Here is a 23,167-nt window from a genome sequence, read left to right as displayed (position 1 = left end):
CCACCTCTGAAAGTAAACCGAAATGAAAGCATCCGATACCAAGGCCACGCTGTCGTTCAGCAATGGCGGCGACAACGTCGAACTGCCGATCTACAAGGGCACCATCGGGCCCGACGTGATCGACATCCGCAAGCTGTATGCACAGACCGGCATGTTCACGTACGACCCGGGCTTCATGTCGACCGCCGCCTGCCAGTCGGCCATCACCTACATCGACGGTGACAAGGGCGAGCTGCTGTACCGCGGCTACCCCATCGAGCAGCTCGCGACCAACTGCGACTTCATGGAAACCTGCCACCTGCTGCTGTACGGCGAGCTGCCGGACGCAGGCAAGAAGGCCAGCTTCACCAAGCTCGTGACGAACCACACGATGGTCAACGAGCAGATGCAGTTCTTCCTGCGCGGCTTCCGCCGTGATGCCCACCCGATGGCCATCATGACCGGCCTCGTGGGCGCCCTGTCGGCCTTCTATCACGACAGCACGGACATCAACAATCCCGAGCACCGCGAGATCGCCGCGATCCGCCTGATCGCGAAGATGCCCACGCTCGTGGCCATGGCCTACAAGTACACCGTCGGCCAGCCGTACATGTACCCGAAGAACGAACTCAGCTATGCAGGCAACTTCCTGCACATGATGTTCGCCACGCCGTGCGAAGAGTACAAGGTGAACCCGGTGCTCGAGCGCGCGCTCGACCGCATCTTCATCCTGCACGCAGACCACGAGCAGAACGCCTCGACCTCGACCGTTCGCCTGTGCGGCTCGTCGGGCACGAACCCCTTCGCAGCCATCGCGGCCGGCGTGGCGTGCCTCTGGGGCCCGGCCCACGGCGGTGCCAACGAAGCGGCGCTGAACATGCTGTACGACATCCAGCGCGAAGGCGGCGTGGAAAAGATCGGCGAGTTCATCAAGAAGGTCAAGGACAAGAACTCGAACGTCAAGCTGATGGGCTTCGGCCATCGCGTGTACAAGAACTACGACCCGCGCGCCAAGCTGATGCAGGAGACCTGCAACGAAGTGCTGACCGAGCTGGGCCTGGAGAACGATCCGCTGTTCAAGCTGGCCAAGGAACTCGAGAAGATCGCGCTCGAGGACGAGTACTTCGTCTCGCGCAAGCTCTACCCGAACGTCGACTTCTACTCGGGCATCGTGCAGCGCGCCATCGGCATCCCCGTGCCGCTGTTCACCGCGATCTTCGCGCTGGCCCGCACCGTCGGCTGGATCGCCCAGCTGAACGAAATGATCGGCGACCCCGAGTACAAGATCGGCCGCCCGCGCCAGCTGTTCGAAGGCTCGCCCAAGCGTGACGTGAAGCCGATCTCGGCCCGCTGATCGACCGGCTGCGGAACCTCCGCTCCCTGAAAAAGCTGCCTCCGGGCAGCTTTTTTATTGCCCGTTCGGCATGCCCCTCCTCGCCAGCCGGCAGCGAGGTCATCGCATATCGCGATGGCAAGGGCTTCAAAACAGGAAGAAAATAGAAAACTCATCGCCAAACGCGATGCCCAAGCCCCCATGAGCACGTCCGAACGCAACTTTGCCCGCCGCATCGACCTCACGTCGTTGCAGCTGTTCGTGGCCGTGTGCGAGCTGGGCAGCATCGGGCGCGCGGCGGAGCGCGAGTTCATCGCGGCCTCGGCCGTGAGCAAGCGGCTGTCCGACCTGGAAGCCACGCTCGGCACCGCCCTGCTCTACCGCCATGCGCGCGGCGTCGACCTCACGCCGGCCGGCGAAAGCCTGCTGCACCACGCCCGCTCGGTGCTCTACAGCCTCGAGAAGATGCAAGGCGAGCTCAGCGAATACGCCGACGGCGTGCGCGGCCACGTGCGGGTGCACGCCAACATCTCGGCCATCGTGCAGTTCCTGCCGGAAGACCTGGGCGTGTTCTCGCGTGCGCACGAGGCCATCAAGATCGACCTCGAGGAGCACCTGAGCAGCGAAGTGATCCGCGCGGTGCAGGAAGGCGCGGCCGACCTCGGCGTGTGCCACGTGGCCGGCGGCGCGGGCGAGCTGCAGAGCCTTTCCTACCGACACGACCGCCTCGCGCTGATCGTTCCCGAGGGGCACGCGCTGGCCGCGCAGGACGCGATCGATTTCGTCGACTCGCTGGCCTTCGACCACGTCGGCCTGCACACCAACAGTTCGATCTACGTGGCGATGCACGAAGCGGCGCTGAGCGCCGGCCGCAGCGTGAAGCTGCGCATCCACGTCACGGGCCTGGACGCCATGTGCCGGATGATCGACAACGGCCTGGGCATCGGCGTGATGCCGCAGCGCGCCTTCGAACTCATGCACAACGGCATCGGCCGCGGCCTCGTGAGCGTGACGCTCAACGACGCCTGGGCGGCGCGCGAGATCCGCCTGGTGGCGCGCGACTTCTCCACCCTGCCGGTGGCGGCGCGCACGCTGGTGAACCACCTGCACGCGGCGGCCGATTCGGCCGACGCCACCGAACGACTCGCGGCCTAGGCCGCCTCGACAGACAATCCATTTCCCCACGAAAGACAAGAGACCGACATGGCACGCACGCTCTACGACAAGATCTGGGACGAACACGTCGTCCACACCGAGGAAGACGGCACCGCGATCCTCTACATCGACCGCCACCTGGTGCACGAGGTGACCAGCCCGCAGGCCTTCGAAGGCCTGCGCGAAGCCGGCCGCAAGCTGTGGCGCATCAGCTCGGTGGTGGCCACCGCCGACCACAACACGCCGACCACCGGCTGGGAGCGCGGCTACGAAGGCATTGCCGACCCGACCAGCAAGGAACAGGTCACCACGCTGGACCACAACATCGCCGAGTTCGGCGCCGCCGCGTTCTTCCCGTTCCTGAGCAAGCGCCAGGGCATCGTGCACGTGATCGGCCCGGAAAGCGGCGCGACGCTGCCGGGCATGACGGTCGTCTGCGGCGACTCGCACACCTCCACGCACGGCGCGTTCGGCGCGCTCGCGCACGGCATCGGCACCAGCGAGGTCGAGCACGTGATGGCCACGCAGACGCTGCTGGGCAAGAAGGCCAAGAACATGCTCGTGAAGGTCGAAGGCAAGCTGCCGCTGGGCTGCACGGCCAAGGACATCGTGCTGGCCATCATCGGCAAGATCGGCACCGCCGGCGGCACGGGCTACACGATCGAATTCGCCGGCTCGGCGATTCGCGACCTGAGCATGGAAGGCCGCATGACGGTCTGCAACATGGCCATCGAGGCCGGCGCGCGCGCCGGGCTGGTGGCGGTCGACGAAAAGACCATCGCCTACGTGAAGGGCCGCCCGCTCGCGCCCATCGGCGTCGAATGGGACCAGGCCGTGAGCTACTGGCGCACGCTGCAGTCCGACCCCGGCGCGACCTTCGACGCCGTGGTCGAGCTCGACGCTGCGCAGATCCAGCCGCAGGTCACCTGGGGCACCTCGCCCGAGATGGTGGTCGAGATCAACGGCCGCGTGCCCGATCCCGACAAGGAAAAGGACGCCAGCAAGCGCAGCGCCATCGAGCGCGCACTGGTCTACATGGGCCTGGAGCCCAACAAGGCCATGAACGACATCTTCATCGACAAGGTGTTCATCGGCTCGTGCACCAACAGCCGCATCGAGGACATGCGCGAAGCCGCCGCCGTGGTGAAGAAGCTCGGCCAGAAGGTCGCGAAGAACGTGAAGCTCGCGATGGTCGTGCCCGGCTCGGGCGTGGTGAAGGAACAAGCCGAGCGCGAAGGGCTCGATGTGATCTTCAAGGCCGCCGGCTTCGAATGGCGCGAGCCCGGCTGCTCGATGTGCCTGGCGATGAACGCCGACCGCCTGGAGCCCGGCGAGCGCTGCGCATCGACCTCGAACCGCAACTTCGAAGGCCGCCAGGGCGCGGGTGGTCGCACCCACCTCGTGAGCCCCGCGATGGCCGCCGCTGCCGCCGTGCACGGCCACTTCGTCGACGTGCGCACCTTCGCCTGATCTGGAGACATCACATGCAGAAATTCACCGTGCACAAGGGCCTCGTGGCCCCCATGGACCGCGAGAACGTCGACACCGACGCGATCATTCCCAAGCAGTTCCTCAAGTCGATCAAGAAGACCGGCTTCGGCGTGAACCTGTTCGACGAGTGGCGCTACCTGGACGCCGGCTTTCCGGGCCAGGACCCGGCCAGCCGCAAGCCGAACCCCGACTTCGTGCTGAACCAGCCGCGCTACGCGGGCGCCTCGGTGCTGCTGGCGCGCAAGAACTTCGGCTGCGGCTCGTCGCGCGAGCACGCGCCGTGGGCGCTCGACCAGTACGGCTTTCGCGCCATCATTGCGCCGAGCTACGCCGACATCTTCTTCAACAACAGCTTCAAGAACGGCCTGCTGCCGATCGTGCTGCCCGAGTCGCAGGTCTCGCAGCTGTTCGACGAGGCCTTCGCCTTCCCGGGCTACACGCTGACCATCGACCTGGAGCGCCAGGTGGTGGTGAAGCCCGACGGCCAGGAGTTCGCGTTCGACGTGCAGGCCTTCCGCAAGTACTGCCTGATCAACGGGCTGGACGACATCGGCCTGACGCTGCGCCACAAGGACAAGATCAAGGCCTTCGAGACCGAGCGCCTGGCGCAGAAGCCATGGCTCGCGCACACGATGATCTCGTGATCGGCGGCATTTCCGTTTTCAAGAAAAAACCTCAGACCAACTTATGAAAATCGCAGTTCTCCCGGGTGACGGCATCGGCACCGAAATCGTGGCGGAAGCCGTCAGGGTGCTCGAAGTCCTCGACCTGAAGTTCGAGATGGAATCGGCCCTGGTCGGTGGTGCAGCCTACGAGGCGCACGGCCACCCGCTGCCCGAATCGACGCTGAAGCTCGCGAAGGAATCCGACGCGGTGCTGTTCGGCGCCGTCGGCGACTGGAAGTACGACAAGCTCGACCGCCCGCTGCGTCCCGAGCAGGCCATCCTGGGGCTGCGCAAGAACCTGGGCCTGTTCGCCAACTTCCGCCCCGCCATCTGCTACGAGCAGCTGGTGGACGCCTCGAGCCTGAAGCCCGAGCTGATCGCGGGCCTGGACATCCTCATCATCCGCGAGCTGACCGGCGACATCTACTTCGGCCAGCCGCGCGGGCGCCGCATCGCCACCGACGGCCACTTCCCCGGCGCTGAAGAAGCCTTCGACACGATGCGCTACTCGCGCCCCGAGGTCGAGCGCATCGCCCGCGTCGCCTTCGAGGCGGCCCGCAAGCGCAGCAAGCGCGTGACCAGCGTGGACAAGGCCAACGTGCTGGAGACCTTCCAGTTCTGGAAGGACATCGTGACCGAGGTCGGCAAGGAGTACCCGGACGTCGAGCTCGACCACATGTACGTCGACAACGCGGCCATGCAGCTCGTGAAGGCGCCCAAGAAGTTCGACGTGGTCGTCACCGGCAACATGTTCGGCGACATCCTCTCGGACGAGGCCGCGATGCTCACCGGCTCCATCGGCATGCTGCCCTCGGCGTCGCTCAATGCGAGCAACCAGGGCCTGTACGAGCCCAGCCACGGCAGCGCGCCCGACATTGCTGGCAAAGGGGTTGCCAATCCTTTGGCTACAATCCTGTCCGCTGCCATGATGCTCCGCTTCTCCCTCAACCAGCCCGAAGCTGCCGACCGTATCGAGTCGGCGGTCAAGCACGTGCTCGCCTCCGGGCTGCGCACGGGCGACATCTGGTCCGAAGGCACGAAGCGCGTCGGCACCCGCGAAATGGGCGACGCGGTCGTAGCAGCCATCACCAAAAAGACGATTACCGGCTAACCGCAGCCCGCTTCGTCACGCCCTCCCCCGGCCGACGAGTCGGGGGCAAAAAAGACTGATTTTTTCTTTCTTCACTAAGGGCAAACTGAAATGGCGAACGCATCCAAGCAACCTCTGGTCGGCCTCGTGGGCTGGCGCGGCATGGTCGGCTCGGTCCTCATGGACCGCATGCAGGCCGAAGGCGACTTCGGCCTCATCGAGCCGGTCTTCTTCTCGACCTCGAACGCGGGCGGCAAGGCCCCGGCGATGGCCAAGAACGAGACCACGCTCAAGGATGCGAACGACATCGAGGCACTGAAGAAGTGCGACATCGTCATTACCTGCCAGGGCGGCGACTACACCAGCGAGGTGTTCCCCAAGCTGCGCGCCGCTGGCTGGAACGGCCACTGGATCGACGCGGCCTCCACGCTGCGCATGAACGATGACGCGATCATCGTGCTCGACCCCGTCAACCTGCCCGTGATCCAGAACGCGCTCGCCAAGGGCGGCAAGAACTGGGTCGGCGGCAACTGCACCGTGAGCTGCATGCTCATGGGCGTGGGCGCCCTCTACAAGGCCGGCCTGGTCGAGTGGATGACCAGCATGACCTACCAGGCAGCCTCGGGCGGCGGCGCGCAGCACATGCGCGAGCTGCTGACCCAGTTCGGCACTCTGAACGCCGAAGTGCGCGCCCTGCTCGACGACCCGAAGTCGGCCATCCTCGAGATCGACCGCAAGGTGCTGCACAAGCAGCAGAACCTGAGCGCCTCCGAAATCGCCAACTTCGGCGCCCCGCTGGGCGGCTCGCTGATCCCCTGGATCGACAAGGACCTGGGCGACGGCATGTCCAAGGAAGAGTGGAAGGGCGGCGCCGAGACCAACAAGATCCTCGGCCAGGGCGCGGGCTTCGGCACCGCCGCCACGCCGGTGGACGGCTTCTGCGTGCGCATCGGCGCGATGCGCTGCCACAGCCAGGCCCTGACCTTCAAGCTCAAGAAGGACGTGCCGGTGGCCGACATCGAAGCGATGATCGCCGCCGACAACCCCTGGGCCAAGGTCGTGCCGAACACGCGCGAAGCCACCGTGAAGGACCTGACGCCGGTGGCCGTGACGGGCACCATGGACATCCCGGTCGGCCGCATCCGCAAGCTGGCGATGGGCCCCGAGTACGTCGGCGCCTTCACCATCGGCGACCAGCTGCTGTGGGGCGCGGCCGAACCGCTGCGCCGCATGCTGCGCATCCTGCTCGAAGCCTGATGCGGGCAGCTCAGGGCCTTGAAATACAAAAATGTTGCCGAAAGGCAACACAGGATGTCATCGGAAGTATGCGCGCACTGGGTAGATCAGGCGCATTGCCTTGTCAGTGCATGTTGATGATGCTAACGTCCTCTTACAAATTCAGGGCCTGAGCCGCCCCTATCAGCATGACAAGACATCTGTTGCCCGCGGCCCGCCCTTCGGCCGCCCGCCCCGCCCTGCCGTCGAATGGCTGGCGCCTTTCCATCCTGGGTGCCGCTGCGGCCCTGACGCTGGGACTGGCCAGCGCCGACGCCAGCGCCTTCGCGCTGGGACCGCTGCGGGTGCAGTCGGCACTGGGCGAACCGCTGCGCGCCGAGATCGATGTCACTGAAATGGCCGCCAACGAGGCGGAAGGCCTGAAGATCAACATCGCTACGGCCGAAGCCTTCAAGAACGCAGGCATCCCGTACAACGCGGCCCTGGGCGATGTGAAAGCCACGCTGCAGCGCCGCGCCGGCGGCCAGTACGTGGTGCGCCTGGCCGGCAACCGTCCGCTCAACGACCCCTTCATCGACCTGCTGCTCGAAGCCAATGGCGCCTCGGGCCGCATCGTGCGCGACTACACCGTGCTGCTCGATCCGCCGGCCACGCGCCAGGCGGCAGCCGCACCGGTCGCACCCATCGCACCGCAGATCGCCACGCCGGTCGAGCGCCCCGCGCCCGCCCCGCGCGTGCGCCGCGAGCCCGCGCCTGCAGTGGCTGCAACGCCCGCACCCGCTGCGGCTGCGCCGGCCCCTGCGGCCGCACCGGCTCCTGCGCCGGCACGTGCCGCCGTTGCTGCCCCCAGCGGCGGCAGTGGCGAGCAAGTCACGGTACGCCGTGGCGACACCGCCGGCAAGATCGCCTCTACTCACAAGCCAGCCGATGTCTCGCTCGACCAGATGCTGGTCGCGCTGCTGAACGCCAACCCCGACGCCTTCGTCGGCGGCAACGTCAACCGGATGAAGGCCGGTGCCGTGCTCGACCTGCCGAACGCCGCCGCAGCGAGCGCCGTGCCAGCCGCCGACGCGCGCCGCACGATCACCGCGCAAAGCCGCGACTTCGGCAGCTACCGTCAGCGCCTCGCCGAAAACGCCCCGACCACCAACGTGGCCGCCGCGAGCCGCCAGGCCTCGGGCAAGCTGCAGGCCAGCGTGGAAGACCGCAATGCCGCCGCCAGCGCACCCGACAAGCTCACGGTGTCGCAAGGCAACGCCGCCGCGCGCGCCGCCGATGAAAAGGTCGCGCAGGCCCGCCAGGCGCAGGACAGCAGCAACCGCGTCGCCGAACTCACGAAGAACATCAACGAGCTGAACAAGCTCAAGGCCGGCACCGGCACGGGCACGGGCACCGGCTCGTCCGCTCCGGCCGCCGCGCCTGCAGCGCCGGCCACCACGCCCGGCATCGCCGTTCCCGCGCCGCTGGCCGGTGCCACGACGCCGACGCCAGCGGTCGCGGCCGCTCCTGCACCCGCCGCGGCCCCTGCCGCCGCAGCCACCGCACCGGCAACGCCGGCGCCGGCAGCCGCTCCCGCTGCAACGCCCCCCGTCGCCGCGGCCTCCGCTGCAGCACCCGCCGCACCGTCGGCCACCGACGCAGCCGCCCTGCCCGTGGCAGCCGCAGCCAGCGCTGCAGCCGCCGCCGCGCCCATCGTCGCTCCCAAGCCTGTGGTCAAGGCCGCACCGCCGCCGCCCCCGCCGGAACGCAGCTTCCTCGAGGAGCTGCTCGACAACCCGCTGATGCTCGCGGGCGCCGCGCTGATCGCGCTGCTGGTCGGCTTCCTGCTGTACCGCGTGCTGGGCCGCCGCCGCGAAGAAATGAGCGAAAGCGTGTTCCTCGAGAGCCGCATCCCCAAGGACTCGTTCTTCGGCGCCAGCGGCGGCGAATCGGTCGACACCAAGAACCGCGGCGACTCCACCGTGTCGTCGCTGTCGTACTCGCCGAGCCAGCTCGACGCGGGCGATGTCGACCCGGTCGCCGAAGCCGACGTCTACCTCGCCTATGGCCGCGACCTGCAGGCTGAGGAAATCCTGCGTGAAGCGCTGCGCCTGAACCCGGACCGTACCGCGATCCACCTCAAGCTGCTCGAAATCCACGCCAAGCGCCGCGACGTGCGCGCCTTCGACGGCCTGGCCACCGAAGTGCACAAGCTGACCAACGGCGCGGGCTCCGAATGGAACCGCGTGGTCGACATGGGCAAGGACCTCGACCCGGGCAACCCGCTGTACGAATCGGGCACGGGCACCGCACGAGGCGCGAGCCAGGCCGAAACCGCCGCATTCGCCGGCGCGCTGGCCGCTGCTGCCAAGCCGGCTGCTGCAGTCGCAGCCGCCGTCGTGGCACCGCCGCCCCCGGCCGCACCGCCCGTGGCGTCGGCTCCGCCGGCCTTCATGCCCTCGGTCGCACCGCTGGACTTCGACCTCGACCTGACCCAGCCGCCCGCACCGGCGCCCGCCCCCGTGGGTGCCAGCCTGCCGAAGTCGGTCTACGCACCGACGGCCGCACCGGCCCCGTTGAGCAACGGCCACGCCGCGGCACCTGTCGATCTCGAAAACGATTTCGACACAGCGCCCGGCGCGTTGACGGCCCACACGCGCCCCTCGTCGCTGAACGACGCGGAGCACAACACCCGCCCGGCCATGCTGCGCGACACGCTGCCTGCCGACTCGGGCTTCATCGAGTTCGACATGAGCGCCCTCGCCGGCCTGCCGGCCCGCTCCGCCGCCGCCGAAGCACCGCGCTCTGCGGCCGTGGCCACCTCGCCGTCCGCGCTGGACGACGACGGCGACGACAACCCGCACGCTGTGAAGCTTTCGCTGGCCCGCGAACTGCAGGCCATCGGCGACGTCGAAGGCGCGCGCTCGCTGGTCGAGGAAGTCGAAGCCGAAAGCGCCGGCGACCTCAAGTCGCAAGCCAAGCAGTTGCTCGCCGAACTGCGCTGAGCCGGTTGCCGACTGCCCTTCTGATCGCTTCGTGAGGCTGGCACTCGGCATCCGCTACAACGGCCAGGCATACGAGGGCTGGCAGAGCCAGCGCTCGGGCCGCACGGTGCAGGACAAGCTCGAAGCCGCCCTCGCAAAGTTCGCCGGCCTGCCCGCCGGCAGCCGGGTCAGCACGCTGTGCGCCGGCCGCACCGACGCCGGCGTGCACGGGCTGATGCAGGTGGTGCATTTCGACACCGACATCGAACGCGACCCGTTCTCCTGGATGCGTGGCACCAACCGCTACCTGCCCGACGACATCGCGGTGCAGTGGGCGCACCCGGTGCCCGACGAATTCCATTGCCGCGCCAGCGCCCTGGCGCGCCGCTACGTCTACGTGCTCTCGCAGTCGCCCGTGCGGCCCAGCCTCGATGCGGGCCGGGTCGGCTGGTCGATGTACCCGCTCGACGGCGACGCGATGCGCGCCGCGGCGGCCCTGCTGGTCGGCCGGCACGATTTCAGCTCGTTCCGCGCTTCGGCCTGCCAGGCCCTCTCGCCGGTCAAGGACCTGCGGCGCCTCGAGATCACGCGCGTGGGCGACGGCGAGCGCTGCCGCTGGCACTTCGAATTCGAGGCCGATGCCTTCCTGCACCACATGATCCGCAATCTGATGGGCAGCCTGGTGCGCATTGGCCGCGGCGACGAGCGGCCCGAATGGATCACCGAGGTGCTCGAGGCGCGCAGCCGCAAGGTCGCGGCGCCCACCTTCTCCGCCGACGGCCTGTACTTCCTCGGCCCGTTGTACGACGCCAAGTGGGGTCTGCCGGCCGAGGCCACGTTCCAGGGCGAGCGGGCTTCGTATGATGGCCCGCCATGACATCTCCCGCCCCCCTCGCCCCGCGCACCCGCATCAAGATCTGTGGCCTCACGCGTGAGGCCGATGTGGACGCGGCGGTCGAGGCCGGCGCCGACGCGATCGGCTTCGTGCTCTACCCGAAGAGCCCGCGCGCGGTGAGCGTCGAGCGCGCCGCCGAGCTGGCCTCGCGCCTGCCGCCCTTCATCACGCCGGTGCTGCTGTTCGTGAACGCGGACGCTCCCGAAGTCCTGGCCTCCCTGGCCCGCGTGAAAGGCGCCATCGCGCAGTTCCACGGGGAAGAAACACCCGAACAGTGCGAGGAAGCCACCGGCCCGGGACGCTTTCGTTACATGCGCGCCGCCCGGATTCCACTGGGGGCTGCCGGGGCCGGCTTCGACCTCGTAAAATACGCGTCCGATTACTCCCGCGCCCAGGCCATCCTGCTCGACGCCCATGTCGAAGGTTATGGCGGAGGCGGCAAGGCTTTCGATTGGTCACTTCTTCCACCCGCCGTCGACGCTCACCTCGTCTTGAGTGGTGGGCTCACACCTGCAAACGTGAGCGATGGCATTCACAGCCTGCGGACGCGCTGCAAGACGCTGTCCGTTGATGTGAGCTCGGGCGTCGAAATCGACGGTCCCGGGCACAAGGGCCTCAAGGACGCCGGAAAGATCCGGGCATTCGTCGCCGCCGTGAGAGCCGCAGATGCGGCGAACACTGTCAAAGCCTCGGCAGCCGACGCTCCGTCCTTCTCCAGTTAGCCGCCGCACCCGATCGCATTCGGGCTGCGGCCCATCGATCGAGAACCATGCAAAGCCAATTCCAGGACTACCAGCAACCCGACGCCAGCGGCCACTTCGGCCCCTACGGCGGCACCTTCGCGAGCGAAACGCTCACCCACGCGATCAATGAGCTGCGCGACGCCTATGCGAAGTTCAAGGACGACCCGGCCTTCCTGGCCGAGTTCCACTACGAGCTGAAGCACTTCGTCGGCCGCCCCTCGCCGATCTACCACGCCGCTCGCACCAGCCGTGAAATGGGCGGCGCGCAGATCTACCTGAAGCGCGAGGACCTGAATCACACCGGCGCCCACAAGATCAACAACGTGATCGGCCAGGCGATGCTCGCGCGCCGCATGGGCAAGCCCCGCGTGATCGCCGAGACCGGCGCCGGCCAGCACGGCGTGGCCACGGCCACCATCTGCGCGCGCTACGGCCTCGAGTGCGTGGTCTACATGGGCAGCCAGGATGTGAAGCGCCAGAGCCCCAACGTCTACCGCATGAACCTGCTGGGCGCGACCGTCGTGCCCGTCGAGTCGGGCAGCAAGACGCTGAAGGACGCGCTCAACGAGGCCATGCGCGACTGGGTCACGAACGTCGAAAACACCTTCTACATCATCGGCACGGTGGCGGGCCCGCACCCCTACCCGACGATGGTGCGCGACTTCCAGAGCGTGATCGGCACCGAGTGCATCGCGCAGATGCCCGCCATGCTGGCGGCCGACGGCATCACCGGTGAAGCCGAGGGCAAACAGCCCGACGTGGTGGTCGCCTGCGTGGGCGGCGGCAGCAATGCGATCGGCATCTTCCATCCCTACATTCCGTTCGCGGGCACGCGCCTCATCGGCGTGGAAGCGGCCGGCGAAGGCCTGGACAGCGGCAAGCACGCCGCCTCGATCCTGCGCGGCAGCCCCGGCGTGCTGCACGGCAACCGCACCTACCTGCTGCAGAACGACGACGGCCAGATCACCGAGACGCACAGCATCAGCGCCGGCCTCGACTACCCGGGCGTGGGCCCCGAGCACGCCTACCTGGCCGACATCGGCCGCGCCGAGTACGTCGGCATCACCGACGTCGAGGCGCTCGAAGCCTTCCACTACCTGTGCCGCACGGAGGGCATCATTCCCGCGCTCGAATCCAGCCACGCCATGGCCTACGCCCTGAAGCTCGCCAAGACCATGCGCCCCGACCAGTCCATCCTCGTGAACCTCTCGGGCCGCGGCGACAAGGACATTGGCACCGTCGCCGACCTGTCGGGCGTCGATTTCTACGACCGCCCCTCGATGCGCGGCCTGAGCGTGAAGGGAGGCAAGTGATGAGCCGCATTGCTGCCAAGTTCCAGGCCCTGCAGGCGCAAGGCCGTCGCGCGCTGATCCCCTACGTCACCGCCGGCTTCCCCTTCGCCGACATCACGCCCGAGCTCATGCACGGCATGGTCGAGGCCGGTGCCGACGTGATCGAGCTGGGCGTGCCCTTCTCCGACCCGATGGCCGACGGCCCCGTGATCCAGAAGGCCGGCGAGGCCGCGCTGGCGCTGGGCGTCGGCATGAAGCAGGTGCTCGCCATGGTGGCCGCCTTCCGCACGAAGGACACGACCACGCCGGTCGTGCTCATGGGCTACGCCAACCCGGTCGAGCGCTACGACCTCGTGCACGGCAAGAAGGCCTTCATCCGCGACGCGGCCGCGGCCGGCGTCGATGGCCTGCTGGTCGTCGACTACCCGCCCGAGGAATGCGAGGACTTCGCCGCCGACCTGAAGACCGCCGGCATCGACCTGATCTTCCTGCTGGCCCCCACCAGCACCCCCGAGCGCATGGCGCAGGTGGCGCGCATCGCGAGCGGCTACGTGTACTACGTGTCGCTCAAGGGCGTGACCGGCGCCGGCCATCTCGACACCGAGGCGGTCGGGCGCATGATCCCGCGCATCCGCGAGCACGTGAGCATCCCCGTCGGCGTGGGCTTCGGCATCCGCGATGCGCGCACGGCGCAGGCCATCGGCTCGGCGGCGGACGCCGTGGTCATCGGCACCAAGATCATTCAACTCATCGAAGACCAGCCCCGCGACAACGTGGTGCCCACGGTGCGCGAATTCCTGGCCGGCATCCGGGAGGCGCTCGACGCGCTGCCGGCCGCCACGGCCAAGAACGCGGCTGGTCGATAATCACTGCCCTCACAAGGAGCCCCCATGAGCTGGCTTGAAAAACTGCTACCCGCCAAGATCGCACAAACCGACCCGTCCGAGCGCCGCCAGGTGCCCGAGGGCCTGTGGATCAAATGCCCGGCCTGCGAGACCGTTCTGTACAAGACCGACCTCGAGCACAACCAGAACGTCTGCCCGAGCTGCAGCCACCACCACCGCATCGGCGCCCGCGCCCGCCTGGACGCCTTCCTGGACGCCGAAGGCCGCTACGAAGTCGGCCAGGAAGTGCTGCCGGTCGACGCCCTGAAGTTCAAGGACAGCCGCAAGTACCCCGAGCGCCTGAAAGAAGCCCTGGAAAACACCGGCGAAACCGACGCGCTGGTCGTGCTGGGCGGCTCCGTCCACAGCATCAGCGTGGTCGTGGCCTGCTTCGAGTTCGAGTTCATGGGCGGCTCCATGGGCAGCGTGGTCGGCGAGCGCTTCGTGCGCGGCGTCGAGACCGCCATCGAGCAGAAGGTGCCCTTCGTGTGCTTCACCGCCACAGGCGGCGCGCGCATGCAGGAAGGCCTGCTCTCGCTGATGCAGATGGCCAAGACCAACGCCGCGCTCACGCGCCTGGCGAAGAAGGGCCTGCCCTACATCAGCGTGCTGACCGACCCGACCATGGGTGGCGTGAGCGCCGGCTTCGCCTTCGTGGGTGACGTGGTCATTGCCGAGCCCAAGGCGCTGATCGGCTTTGCCGGCCCGCGCGTGATCGAATCGACCGTGCGCGTGACGCTGCCCGAAGGCTTCCAGCGCGCCGAGTTCCTGCAGACCAAGGGCGCGATCGACTTCATCAGCGACCGCCGCGAACTGCGCAAGACCATCGCCAGCACGCTGGCCATGCTGCTGCGCCAGCCGGCTGACGCGGTGCTCTGACCGTCTCAGGCCCTGGCCTGTACGCCCGCACGCCGAAAGGCGGTGCGGGCGTTTTGCTGTCTGGGGTACTTCGACGCGTCAGGCGCCGAGCCGGAACGCAAAGACCAGCAGGTTGCCCAGCACGATCGCCACCACCTGCAGCACCACGATGGCGGCCAGCGGCGACAGGTCGACGCCGCCGATCAGCGGAATGAAGCGACGGAAGGGCCGCACCAGCGGCTCGGCCAGACGCGAGATCAGGTCGAGCAGCATCGGCGAGGCGCCCGGAATCCACGACAGCACCGCGTACACCACCAGCAGCGCCGTGAGGCCCGACACCGCCAGCTGCAGCAGGCCGACCAGCGACACCAGCGGCAGCGCCGTGATCCGCGCTAGGCTGCCGGCCAGCAGCCACAGCACCAGGAACTTGAGCATCACCAGCAGCCAGGCCGCGATCAGGCTCGCGAGGTCCCAGCGCTTCACCGCGGGCACGATGCGCCGCAGCGGCAGCACGATCCAGTCGGTGATGGCAAACACGAAACGCCCCAGCGGATTGCCGAAGGGCACGCGGTGGTACTGCATGTACAGGCGCAGCAGGCAGGCGCCGCCGAGCAGGCCGACGATCACGTCGAGAAGAAACGAAGGAATCTGATAGAGCATGGGGCGCAGCCGTGAGCGGAATGCGATGATAGCCACGCAAGGTTCTTCGATGACGACACAACCCCTTTTGCATTCACTGCCATTGTTCCCACTCGGCACGGTTCTCTTCCCCGGCGGCCTGCTGCCCTTGCGCATCTTCGAGGTCCGCTACCTCGACATGATCGGCAAGTGCCGCAAGGCCGGCGCCCCCTTCGGCGTGGTCAGCCTGACGAGCGGCGCCGAGGTGCGCAAGGCCGGCGCCGAAGCCGAGAGCTTTGCCGCCGTCGGCACGCTCGCCGACATCCGCACCTTCGACGCGCCGCAAAGCGGCCTGCTGCAGATCGAATGCGTCGGCACGCAGCGCTTTCGCGTGCGCAGCAGCGAGCTGCAGAAACACGGCCTGTGGGTCGCGGAGGTCGAGGCCATTGCCGACGACGTCGCGCTCGACATCCCCGACGACCTGCGCCACACCGCCACCGCGCTGCGCCGCCTCATCGACACCCTCGAAGAGCGCCGCCACGCGCAGGGCGACACCGTGCGCCTGCCGATCGGCGCGCCCTATCGCCTCGACGACTGCGGGTGGGTGGCCAACCGCTGGTGCGAGCTGGTGCCGATGCAGGTCGAACTGAAGCAGCGCCTGATGGAACTCGACAGCCCGCTGATGCGCCTGGAGCTGGTGAGCGATCTGCTGGCGCGCACCGGCATCACCGACTAGACACGGCCCGCCGCGAGATGAGCCCGGCGCCGGTCCGCTTCCACTCGATCCTGCTGCGCGCGGGCGCGGAGGCCTTCGCGGACAACCACCGCGCCTACTGCGCCCGCTGGGGCTACGCGCACCGCCTGCACGCCATCGGCACGCCGCACAACAGCGCGCGCACGCTGCTGGTCTACAAGTACAGCGTGGTGAGCGCCGCGCTGGCCGATGCGCCCGATGGCACGCTGCTGGTCTTCGCGGACGACGACGCGGCCTTTCTCGCGCCCCTGCCGGCACCGGCCGTGATCGGCGACGCAGCGCACTGGATCGCCGAGAACGAGCACCATCACCGCCCCGAGGGCAGCTGCTTCATGCTGCGCGCGGGCCCCGAAGCGACGGCCCTGGTGGCCCAGGTGCTCGAACGCCTGCGCACCGCGCCCGAGGCCGGCACCGACCGCTGGGCGCACCGGGAGCTCGAAGGCCTTGCAGCCCATCCGCATCACCAGCTTATCGACGGCCGGCACTACCCCAACCTGCTGTTCGCCCGCTTCGGCCACTACCTGCCCGAGGTCTCGGCCTTCGTGCTCTCGTTCAATCCCGCGGTCCACGTCGACGTGCAGGACAGGCGGGTGCGGGGCATCTTCGTGGACTACCTCAACACGGTGCTGGCGCGCGACGGCCAGCTCTACGACGACCTGCCGCCGCCCCCTACGGGCCAGCCGGACTACGAAGTGCGCAACGCCGGCCGCCCCGTTGCCTTGCTGACCAGCTACACGCCCAACATCGCCGGCTACGCCACGCTGTCGGAGCGCAACATCGCCGCCTACGCCGACCACCACGGCTACACCCACCACGTCTACCGCGACCTGCCCGCCGACCTGCGGGGCCGCGTGGCCGGCAACTGGATCAAGCCCCGGCTGCTGCTCAAGCACCTGGCCGAACACGAACAGGTCGCGTGGGTCGATGCCGACATCCTCATCCACGACCGCACGCGGCCGCTGGCTGCCCTGCTGCGCGGCCGACCAGTGGCGCTGGCGCGCGACGTGTCGGGCTACGAGTTCAACAGCGGCTTCATGGTGTTCTCGAACACGCCGGTCTGCATCGCGTACCTCGAACGCGTGCAGGCGCTGATCGACGAGGTCGCCGACAAGAGCGGCATCTACCTGTCCGGCGGTGACCAGGCGTTCTTCGTGGCCGCCTGGCGCGAAGCGGGCGGCGAGGCGGCGATGCCGCTGTCGGATGGCGTGTCCTTCAACTCGCACCCCGCGCTGCATGACAGCGACAGCTTCATGCTGCACTACATGGGGTACCCAGATCGCTTCAGGGCAGTGGTCATGGGCCACGACACCCTGCGCATCGAACACGGCGCCACCGGCCCGCGCGAAGCAGCTCCAGCGCCATGGCTGCGGCCCGCGCAGCGCGAACAACGCAGGCAACGGCTGCACTTCACGCACCTGCACGGCATCCCCGACGTGGACCAGTTCGACGACATCGTCGAGTCGTACAGGCTGGCGGCGGAAGCCCTCGGGTACACGACGAGCTTTGCGCCGCACCAGCTCGACCCCGAGGTCGTGAACGTCGTGTTCTTTGTCTGGCGGACCGACTGGCAGTGGTTCGACAAGCTCCACCCGCGCTGCATCATCGTCAACTTCGAGCACCTGACGCCGGGCAATTTCTGCTTCTCCGAGGCGTACCAGGCGACGCTGCGCAACTGCTACCTCTGGGAGTACAGCCTCGCCAATTTCCAGAAGAACGTCGAACTGGGCTTCACCGCGTCCGACCACGTGCCGCTCGCCTACCAGCGCGGCGCCGGCGCCGAGCCGGCATCGGAAACCGTCCTGCCCGATGCGCAGCAGGACATCGACGTCGTCTTCTTCGGCGCCACCACCCCGCGCCGCGTGCAGGTGCTGGAAGCGCTGATCGCGCGGGGCGTTCGCGTGGTCCTGCCCATGCCGCGGCCCTGGCGCAATGCCGAGCGCGATGCCCACCTGCGACGCGCCAAGGTGGTGATCAACATGCACCAGCTGGACAACTCGCGCATCGTCGAAATTCCCCGGCTGACGGTCCTGCTGCGCAACCGCAAGGCGGTGGTCTGCGAGCTCTACCCGGACAGCGACCTCGACCCGAGCCTGCGCGACGCGGTGGAAGGCGCCCCGTGGGAGGACCTGGTCGATGCCACGCTTCGCCTCCTGGCCAATCCGGCGCGGCGGGCCGAGCTGGAGCGCATCGGGTACGAGCGCCTGACTGCCCGGGCGCAAACGCGCTGGCTCGGTCCAGCGCTGGACCGTTACTTCCAATGGCAGGCGCAGCAGCCCGGCACCTGGAGCGAGGCGGCGCAGGCGCAGCGATTTCGGGTGGCGGTCGTGATTGCGGCGGAACACGCCGCAACCCATCCCCAGCCTGACCTCGCGGCGCAAGTTCACTGCGAGCTGGCCGTCATCCGGGTCACCTCCGCTGCGCGCGCCGGCGAGATGGCGGCTCACCCCGACGGCACGGTCATCCTGCTGCGGGACAAGTTCAACCGGGCCAACGCCCGCGACGCCGCGATCCGCCAGGCCGATGCCGACTACCTCGTGTTCTGGGACAGAGGCGACGCCGCCGCCACCGACCGGCTTCACCGCCAAGCCGCCTTCCTGGCCGCGCATCCGGAGATCGACATCGTTGGCAGCTGGCTAGAGGAAGGCCAAGGCGAGACCCTGCAGGTGCACCGGGCGCCCGAACTCGACCACGAAATCCGCGCCGAATTTCTCGGCACGGACCGCGTGCTGCGCGCACGCACCTGCATGTACCGGCGCGAATTCCTCGTGCGGCACGACCTGCGCCATGACGATGCGTTCGACGGCGACCTCGAGGCTCAGTATTTCCTGCACCGCTGCGCGACGGCGGGCGCCCGCCTGGCAGCGATCGCCGCGCCGCTGTGCTGTCGCGGTGTGCCGACGACGCCGAGCGAGGACGAGGCGCTCGCGGCGAGCGACGCCGCCGTTCGTTCGCAGCATGCCTTGCTGCGCGGGTACTTCCCCTCGCTCGCCGCACACGAACACGAGCAGCTGGCGCAGATGCGCGCCGCCTACTGGCCGCCCGACGCCGCGTTTGCCGCGGCCGTGCTGGGCCTGATGGCACGCGTCGCGGCACTGCCGTCCCTCCCCTCGAACCTGGAAGCCGCCACGCTGGCGCGCGTGCTCCGGCGCGAGGCCGTGCGGCTGATCCTTCGCTACCGCATGGCCGACCTGATCGACGCGCAGTGGCTGGCGCAGCGCATGGACACCCCGGAAATCGCGTATTTCCTGGCCCCCGCACGCGATCAGCTGATTGGAAACATCTGATCCGTGCAGGGAGCGACGCTGGATGCAGTGCTCCCTTTTTAATAGCGTATTGCACAGAACAGGCGGGCGATAGCTGCGGCTTTTGCCCACGCCCTATCGGCTAAAATGCCAACCCCCGCGCACGCTCCCGGTTGCGCATCACCCGCCTCCCATGTCCGACCAACAGACCCCCCCCGCTCCCACGCCCGCCGTCGACGACAACAAGCTCATCGCCGAACGCCGCGAAAAGCTCAAGCTGCTGCGCACGGCGCAAACCGAAGGCAAGGGGGTCGCGTTCCCGAACGACTTCAAACCAGGCCACCGCGCCGCGGCGCTGGCCGAGCAGCATGGCGGCACCGAGCCCGAGGCGCTCGAAGCGCAGGCCGTGGCCGTCAGCGTCGCCGGCCGCATGATGCTCAAGCGCGTGATGGGCAAGGCCAGCTTCGCGACCGTGCAGGACGCCACCGGCCGCATCCAGCTGTACGTGACGCGCGACGCCATCGGCGAAGAGGCGTACGCCGACTTCAAGCGCTGGGACCTCGGCGACATCCTCGGTGCCGAAGGCACGTTGATGAAGACCAAGACCGGCGAGCTGTCGATCAAGGTGACCCGCCTGCGCCTGCTCACCAAGAGCCTGCGTCCTTTGCCGGGTGACTTCTATGGCATGGCTGACCAAGAACAAAAGTACCGCCAGCGCTATGTCGACCTGATCACCGACGAGTCGGCCCGCGTGCGCTTCACCGCGCGCAGCAAGGCCGTGAGCGCGCTGCGCGAGTTCATGGTCGCCAACGACTTCCTCGAAGTCGAGACGCCCATGCTGCACCCCATTCCGGGCGGCGCGAACGCCAAGCCGTTCAAGACGCACCACAACGCGCTCGACCAGGAGATGTTCCTGCGCATCGCGCCCGAGCTGTACCTCAAGCGCCTGATCGTCGGCGGCTTCGAGCGCGTGTTCGAGATCAACCGGAGCTACCGCAACGAGGGCATCTCGGTGCGGCACAACCCCGAGTTCACGATGATGGAGTTCTACGCGGCCTACTGGAACTACCGCGACCTGATGGACTTCACCGAGACGCTGATCCGCACCATCGCCGACAAGGCCGTGGGCACGCAGCAGCTCACCTACGGCGGCAAGGCCGTCGACCTGACGCAGCCCTTCGAGCGCCTGACGATCCGCGAAGCGATCCTCAAGCACACCGATGCGGGCGATGGCGTGGACGACAGCGCCTGGCTCATCAACGCCCTGCGCAAGCTCGGCCTGAGCGAAGAAAAGGACAAGCTCTCGCAGCGCAGCCTCGCCAGCCTGCAGGTGATGTACTTCGAGGAGACCGTGGAAGAGAAGCTCTGGCAGCCGACCTTCATCATGGAGCACCCGACCGAGATCTCGCCGCTGGCACGCGCCAACGACGAGCGCCCCGAGGTCACCGAGCGTTTCGAGCTGTACATCACCGGTCGCGAATTCGGCAACGGCTTCAGCGAGCTGAACGACGCCGAAGACCAGGCCGCGCGCTTCAACGCACAGGTGGCCGCCAAGGACAGCGGCGACGACGAAGCCATGTTCTACGACCACGACTTCGTGCGCGCGCTCGAATACGGCATGCCGCCCACCGGCGGCTGCGGTATCGGCATCGACCGCCTGATGATGCTGCTGACCGATTCGCCGAGCATCCGCGACGTGATCCTGTTCCCGGCGCTGCGCCGGGAAGGCTGACCCACCCGACGGGGACGCTGTCCGTGACCGACTTTCTCTGGCAAGACCGCGACAAGAAGGAATACGTCTACCCGTTCAACCCCAGGCCCGAGTGCCTGGACATGATCCAGCGCCCTCCCACGGTTGCCCTCGACATCGGTTGCGGTTCCGGCGGTGTCGGCCACGCATTGCGTCAGCGCTACCCCGGTTGCGAACTCTGGGGTTGCGAGTTCAACGCCGCGGCAGCGCAGGTGGCGCGCGAACATTTCGACCAGGTCGTCGAGCAGGACGTGGAGACCGTCGATTTCGCCGCGCTGGGGCTCACCCACCCCTTCGACCTCGTGTGCCTGTTCGACGTGCTCGAGCACCTCGTCAACCCGTGGCAGTTGCTCAGCGGCCTGAAACGCATCGTCGCGCACGATGCGCACATCCTGATCAGCCTCCCCAATGCGTCCAACCTGCCCTTGCTGTACGACGCGTTCCGGGGGCACTGGCGCTACACCCACTGGGGCCTGCTCGACTTCACGCACCTGCGCTTCTTCACCGATTTCGATGCGCGCAAGATGTTCTACCAAACAGGTTTCCGCGTGCTCGATCACCGGTTCAGCTTCCCCGGCCCCGGCCGTGACATCTTCGAACGCCACAAGGCGGATGTGTTTCCGGCCGCCCTGTCCCTTGAAGGCCTGACGGTGCAGGTGCAGTCCATGGCCGACCTCGCCCGGTTGTGCGCCGACCAGAATCTCTACGTACTCAGCCCGCACCACGGCGAGTTCCGCGACGAGGCCGAACGAGAGATGGCGTCCAACGCCTACCCGCCGACCTACGCCTACGGCGGGTGATGCCGGGAGGCATTCCGTTCGCGCCCAGCGGACGGAATGCGGCGTTGATCAGCCCCCCAATCGCTTGGAGCGCGCGTCCATGTCCGCCATGTACACCGACCGGTAAGGTTCCCCGAGCCCCACGAAGTGCACCAGCAGGCTGTCGTCGCCCGCCAGGTGCGGCGGCGTGTTGATGCTCAGCAGGTCGGTCACGACCGCGTCGCCGATCAGGCCGTGTTCGCCCAGCACCACGTTCGTGTAGTACTGGTCGCCCTGGCTGGCGTACACGGTCGACTTGTCGTCGACGCCGGTGATGCGCTCCCACAATTGCGTGAGCAGTTCGAGGTTGCGCTCGGTGTGGCGGAACCCCATCACGCCCGAGTTGACGTCCCACGCGCCGATGTCCTTGGCGAACAGCAGGTCGCGGCCTTCGAGCAGCGGCTCGATGCGTTGGGTCTGGTTGACGAACAGCGTGTCGGCGTCGATCCACACCACCCACTGGTGCTGCGCGAGATGCCGCTTCACGAGCCAGCTCTTCACCCAGGCGCCACTGATCGACGGATCGAGTTCGCCCGGGATGGCGCGGTAGACGTGGTAGCCGTACCCGTGCCGCTCGCAGTAGCGCCGCACGTTGTGCTCCGACACGCGCGCGTAGTCGTTGATGTGGTGCGTGTAGAGCGTGACGAAGGCGATGGGCGCCTGCGGGTTGACGCATGAATAGGCGTCTTCCGAGATCGCCGGGTAGGCCGGCGGTGGCAGCACGGGCTCGCCGTCGGTCAACGCCGCATTCACCCGGCGCACCAGCAGGCGCTGCAGGTTCGCGTCGTGCAGCAGCTCGTCCAGCACGCGACCTTCGGCATCCAGCTCCACCAGGGGCGCCAGGTGCACCACGAAGATGCGGGCGGTGAACCAGTTCGCGATGCGCCACGAGACGTTCACGTAGCAGTCGCCGATGAGCCCGTTGCACGGCAGCATGCCGGCCGGACGCAGCAGCGCCGCGGCGTCGAGGCGGGGCGTGACGCGCGCCACCACCTGGCTCGCCGCCCGGATGAGCGCATGCAGCAGCGCGCGGTTGGCCGCCGTGTTGCGCAGGATCATCAGGTTGCACAGCGGCAGGCCCTTGGGTCCGTCGACCACGAGCAGGTCGCGGCCTTCCAGGAGCGTTTCGACAGCCACCGGGTGGAACACCACCGAATCGCCGTCGAGAAAGAGCAGCCAGTCGCCTTCGTCGAGCCCGCGCAGGCGGCGCAGCATCTCGGCGTACTTCGCGCAGTCGCGCAGCGCGGGATGCCCGGCGCGCTCGCTCTCCACCCAGGCATGGGGGTAGCCGAAACGGCGGCAGTAGTGGCTGTGGTTGCGTAGCACCGGCTCGTCGAGCCGGTCGAAAAAGGTCAGGCACAGCGGCATCGACGGCGTCCGGGTGGGGTGGTCATTGGGGCG

The 23,167-nt window shown here is 67.9% G+C and carries 18 protein-coding genes; 16 read left to right on the top strand and 2 right to left on the bottom strand.

What is annotated here, in order from left to right:
- Nucleotides 1-22: 22 nt before the first annotated feature.
- The 12 genes from gltA to accD all read left to right on the top strand — a co-directional run bounded on the left by gltA (nt 23) and on the right by accD (nt 14,605).
- Nucleotides 23-1,333: a citrate synthase gene (gene gltA / locus AC07OX_RS17845; RefSeq protein ID WP_062479703.1), complete on the top strand. Its 1,311-nt coding sequence runs from the start codon at nt 23-25 to the stop codon at nt 1,331-1,333.
- Between the two features lie 180 nt (nt 1,334-1,513).
- Nucleotides 1,514-2,467, top strand: coding sequence for a LysR family transcriptional regulator (locus AC07OX_RS17840; RefSeq protein WP_139702445.1), 954 nt, complete (start codon nt 1,514-1,516; stop codon nt 2,465-2,467).
- 48 nt (nt 2,468-2,515) lie between these two features.
- The gene (leuC, locus tag AC07OX_RS17835) at nt 2,516-3,937 is read left to right on the top strand and encodes a 3-isopropylmalate dehydratase large subunit (RefSeq protein WP_495261006.1); all 1,422 of its coding nucleotides are present in this window, start codon (nt 2,516-2,518) and stop codon (nt 3,935-3,937) included.
- Between the two features lie 14 nt (nt 3,938-3,951).
- The gene (gene leuD, locus AC07OX_RS17830; RefSeq protein ID WP_062479700.1) at nt 3,952-4,602 is read left to right on the top strand and encodes a 3-isopropylmalate dehydratase small subunit; all 651 of its coding nucleotides are present in this window, start codon (nt 3,952-3,954) and stop codon (nt 4,600-4,602) included.
- A gap of 43 nt (nt 4,603-4,645) precedes the next feature.
- Complete coding sequence (leuB, locus tag AC07OX_RS17825) at nt 4,646-5,734, top strand: 3-isopropylmalate dehydrogenase (protein ID WP_101493320.1); 1,089 nt, start codon at nt 4,646-4,648, stop codon at nt 5,732-5,734.
- Between the two features lie 90 nt (nt 5,735-5,824).
- Nucleotides 5,825-6,970, top strand: coding sequence for an aspartate-semialdehyde dehydrogenase (asd, locus tag AC07OX_RS17820; RefSeq protein ID WP_062479697.1), 1,146 nt, complete (start codon nt 5,825-5,827; stop codon nt 6,968-6,970).
- A 167-nt stretch (nt 6,971-7,137) separates the two neighbouring features.
- Complete coding sequence (locus tag AC07OX_RS17815) at nt 7,138-9,933, top strand: FimV/HubP family polar landmark protein (protein ID WP_495261007.1); 2,796 nt, start codon at nt 7,138-7,140, stop codon at nt 9,931-9,933.
- Between the two features lie 31 nt (nt 9,934-9,964).
- Nucleotides 9,965-10,789: a tRNA pseudouridine(38-40) synthase TruA gene (gene truA, locus AC07OX_RS17810; protein WP_070062263.1), complete on the top strand. Its 825-nt coding sequence runs from the start codon at nt 9,965-9,967 to the stop codon at nt 10,787-10,789.
- A complete protein-coding gene (locus AC07OX_RS17805) occupies nt 10,786-11,529 on the top strand; it encodes a phosphoribosylanthranilate isomerase (protein ID WP_495261008.1) in 744 nt (247 codons plus the stop codon). The genes truA and AC07OX_RS17805 overlap by 4 nt, the downstream gene beginning before the upstream one ends.
- Before the next feature lie 47 nt (nt 11,530-11,576).
- A complete protein-coding gene (gene trpB, locus AC07OX_RS17800) occupies nt 11,577-12,863 on the top strand; it encodes a tryptophan synthase subunit beta (protein WP_070062261.1) in 1,287 nt (428 codons plus the stop codon).
- Nucleotides 12,863-13,708 carry a tryptophan synthase subunit alpha gene (gene trpA, locus AC07OX_RS17795; protein WP_495261009.1) on the top strand — a complete coding sequence of 282 codons (846 nt, stop codon included), beginning with the start codon at nt 12,863-12,865 and terminating at the stop codon, nt 13,706-13,708. Before trpB ends, trpA begins: the two co-directional genes overlap by 1 nt.
- A gap of 24 nt (nt 13,709-13,732) precedes the next feature.
- Complete coding sequence (gene accD / locus AC07OX_RS17790; protein WP_390341941.1) at nt 13,733-14,605, top strand: acetyl-CoA carboxylase, carboxyltransferase subunit beta; 873 nt, start codon at nt 13,733-13,735, stop codon at nt 14,603-14,605.
- 78 nt (nt 14,606-14,683) lie between these two features.
- Here accD and AC07OX_RS17785 read toward each other — a convergent pair whose 3' ends face one another.
- Nucleotides 14,684-15,244, bottom strand: a complete 561-nt coding sequence (locus AC07OX_RS17785; protein ID WP_056572059.1) for a YggT family protein — start codon at nt 15,242-15,244, stop codon at nt 14,684-14,686.
- A 49-nt stretch (nt 15,245-15,293) separates the two neighbouring features.
- Between AC07OX_RS17785 and AC07OX_RS17780 the strand changes: the two genes are divergently transcribed.
- The 4 genes from AC07OX_RS17780 (at nt 15,294) to AC07OX_RS17765 (ending at nt 21,748) form a co-directional block, all read left to right on the top strand.
- On the top strand, nt 15,294-15,938 hold the full coding sequence (locus AC07OX_RS17780; RefSeq protein ID WP_495261010.1) for an LON peptidase substrate-binding domain-containing protein: 645 nt from the start codon (nt 15,294-15,296) through the stop codon (nt 15,936-15,938).
- Nucleotides 15,939-15,955: 17 nt separating this feature from the next.
- Nucleotides 15,956-19,240, top strand: a complete 3,285-nt coding sequence (locus AC07OX_RS17775; protein ID WP_495261011.1) for a glycosyltransferase — start codon at nt 15,956-15,958, stop codon at nt 19,238-19,240.
- Nucleotides 19,241-19,391: 151 nt separating this feature from the next.
- Nucleotides 19,392-20,930, top strand: a complete 1,539-nt coding sequence (gene lysS, locus AC07OX_RS17770; RefSeq protein ID WP_495261012.1) for a lysine--tRNA ligase — start codon at nt 19,392-19,394, stop codon at nt 20,928-20,930.
- Between the two features lie 23 nt (nt 20,931-20,953).
- Nucleotides 20,954-21,748 (top strand): class I SAM-dependent methyltransferase, encoded by a 795-nt coding sequence (locus AC07OX_RS17765; RefSeq protein ID WP_495261013.1) that lies wholly within the window; start codon nt 20,954-20,956, stop codon nt 21,746-21,748.
- Nucleotides 21,749-21,796: 48 nt separating this feature from the next.
- On the opposite strand, the gene AC07OX_RS17760 is transcribed toward AC07OX_RS17765, so the two are convergent.
- Nucleotides 21,797-23,134 (bottom strand): galactosyl transferase GMA12/MNN10 family protein, encoded by a 1,338-nt coding sequence (locus tag AC07OX_RS17760; protein ID WP_495261014.1) that lies wholly within the window; start codon nt 23,132-23,134, stop codon nt 21,797-21,799.
- Nucleotides 23,135-23,167: the final 33 nt, after the last annotated feature.

Source organism: Variovorax sp. GW821-FHT09D07 (assembly GCF_059416345.1).
The sequence above is the reverse complement of the archived record's forward strand: the minus strand, read 5'-3'. Positions and strand labels throughout refer to the sequence as shown.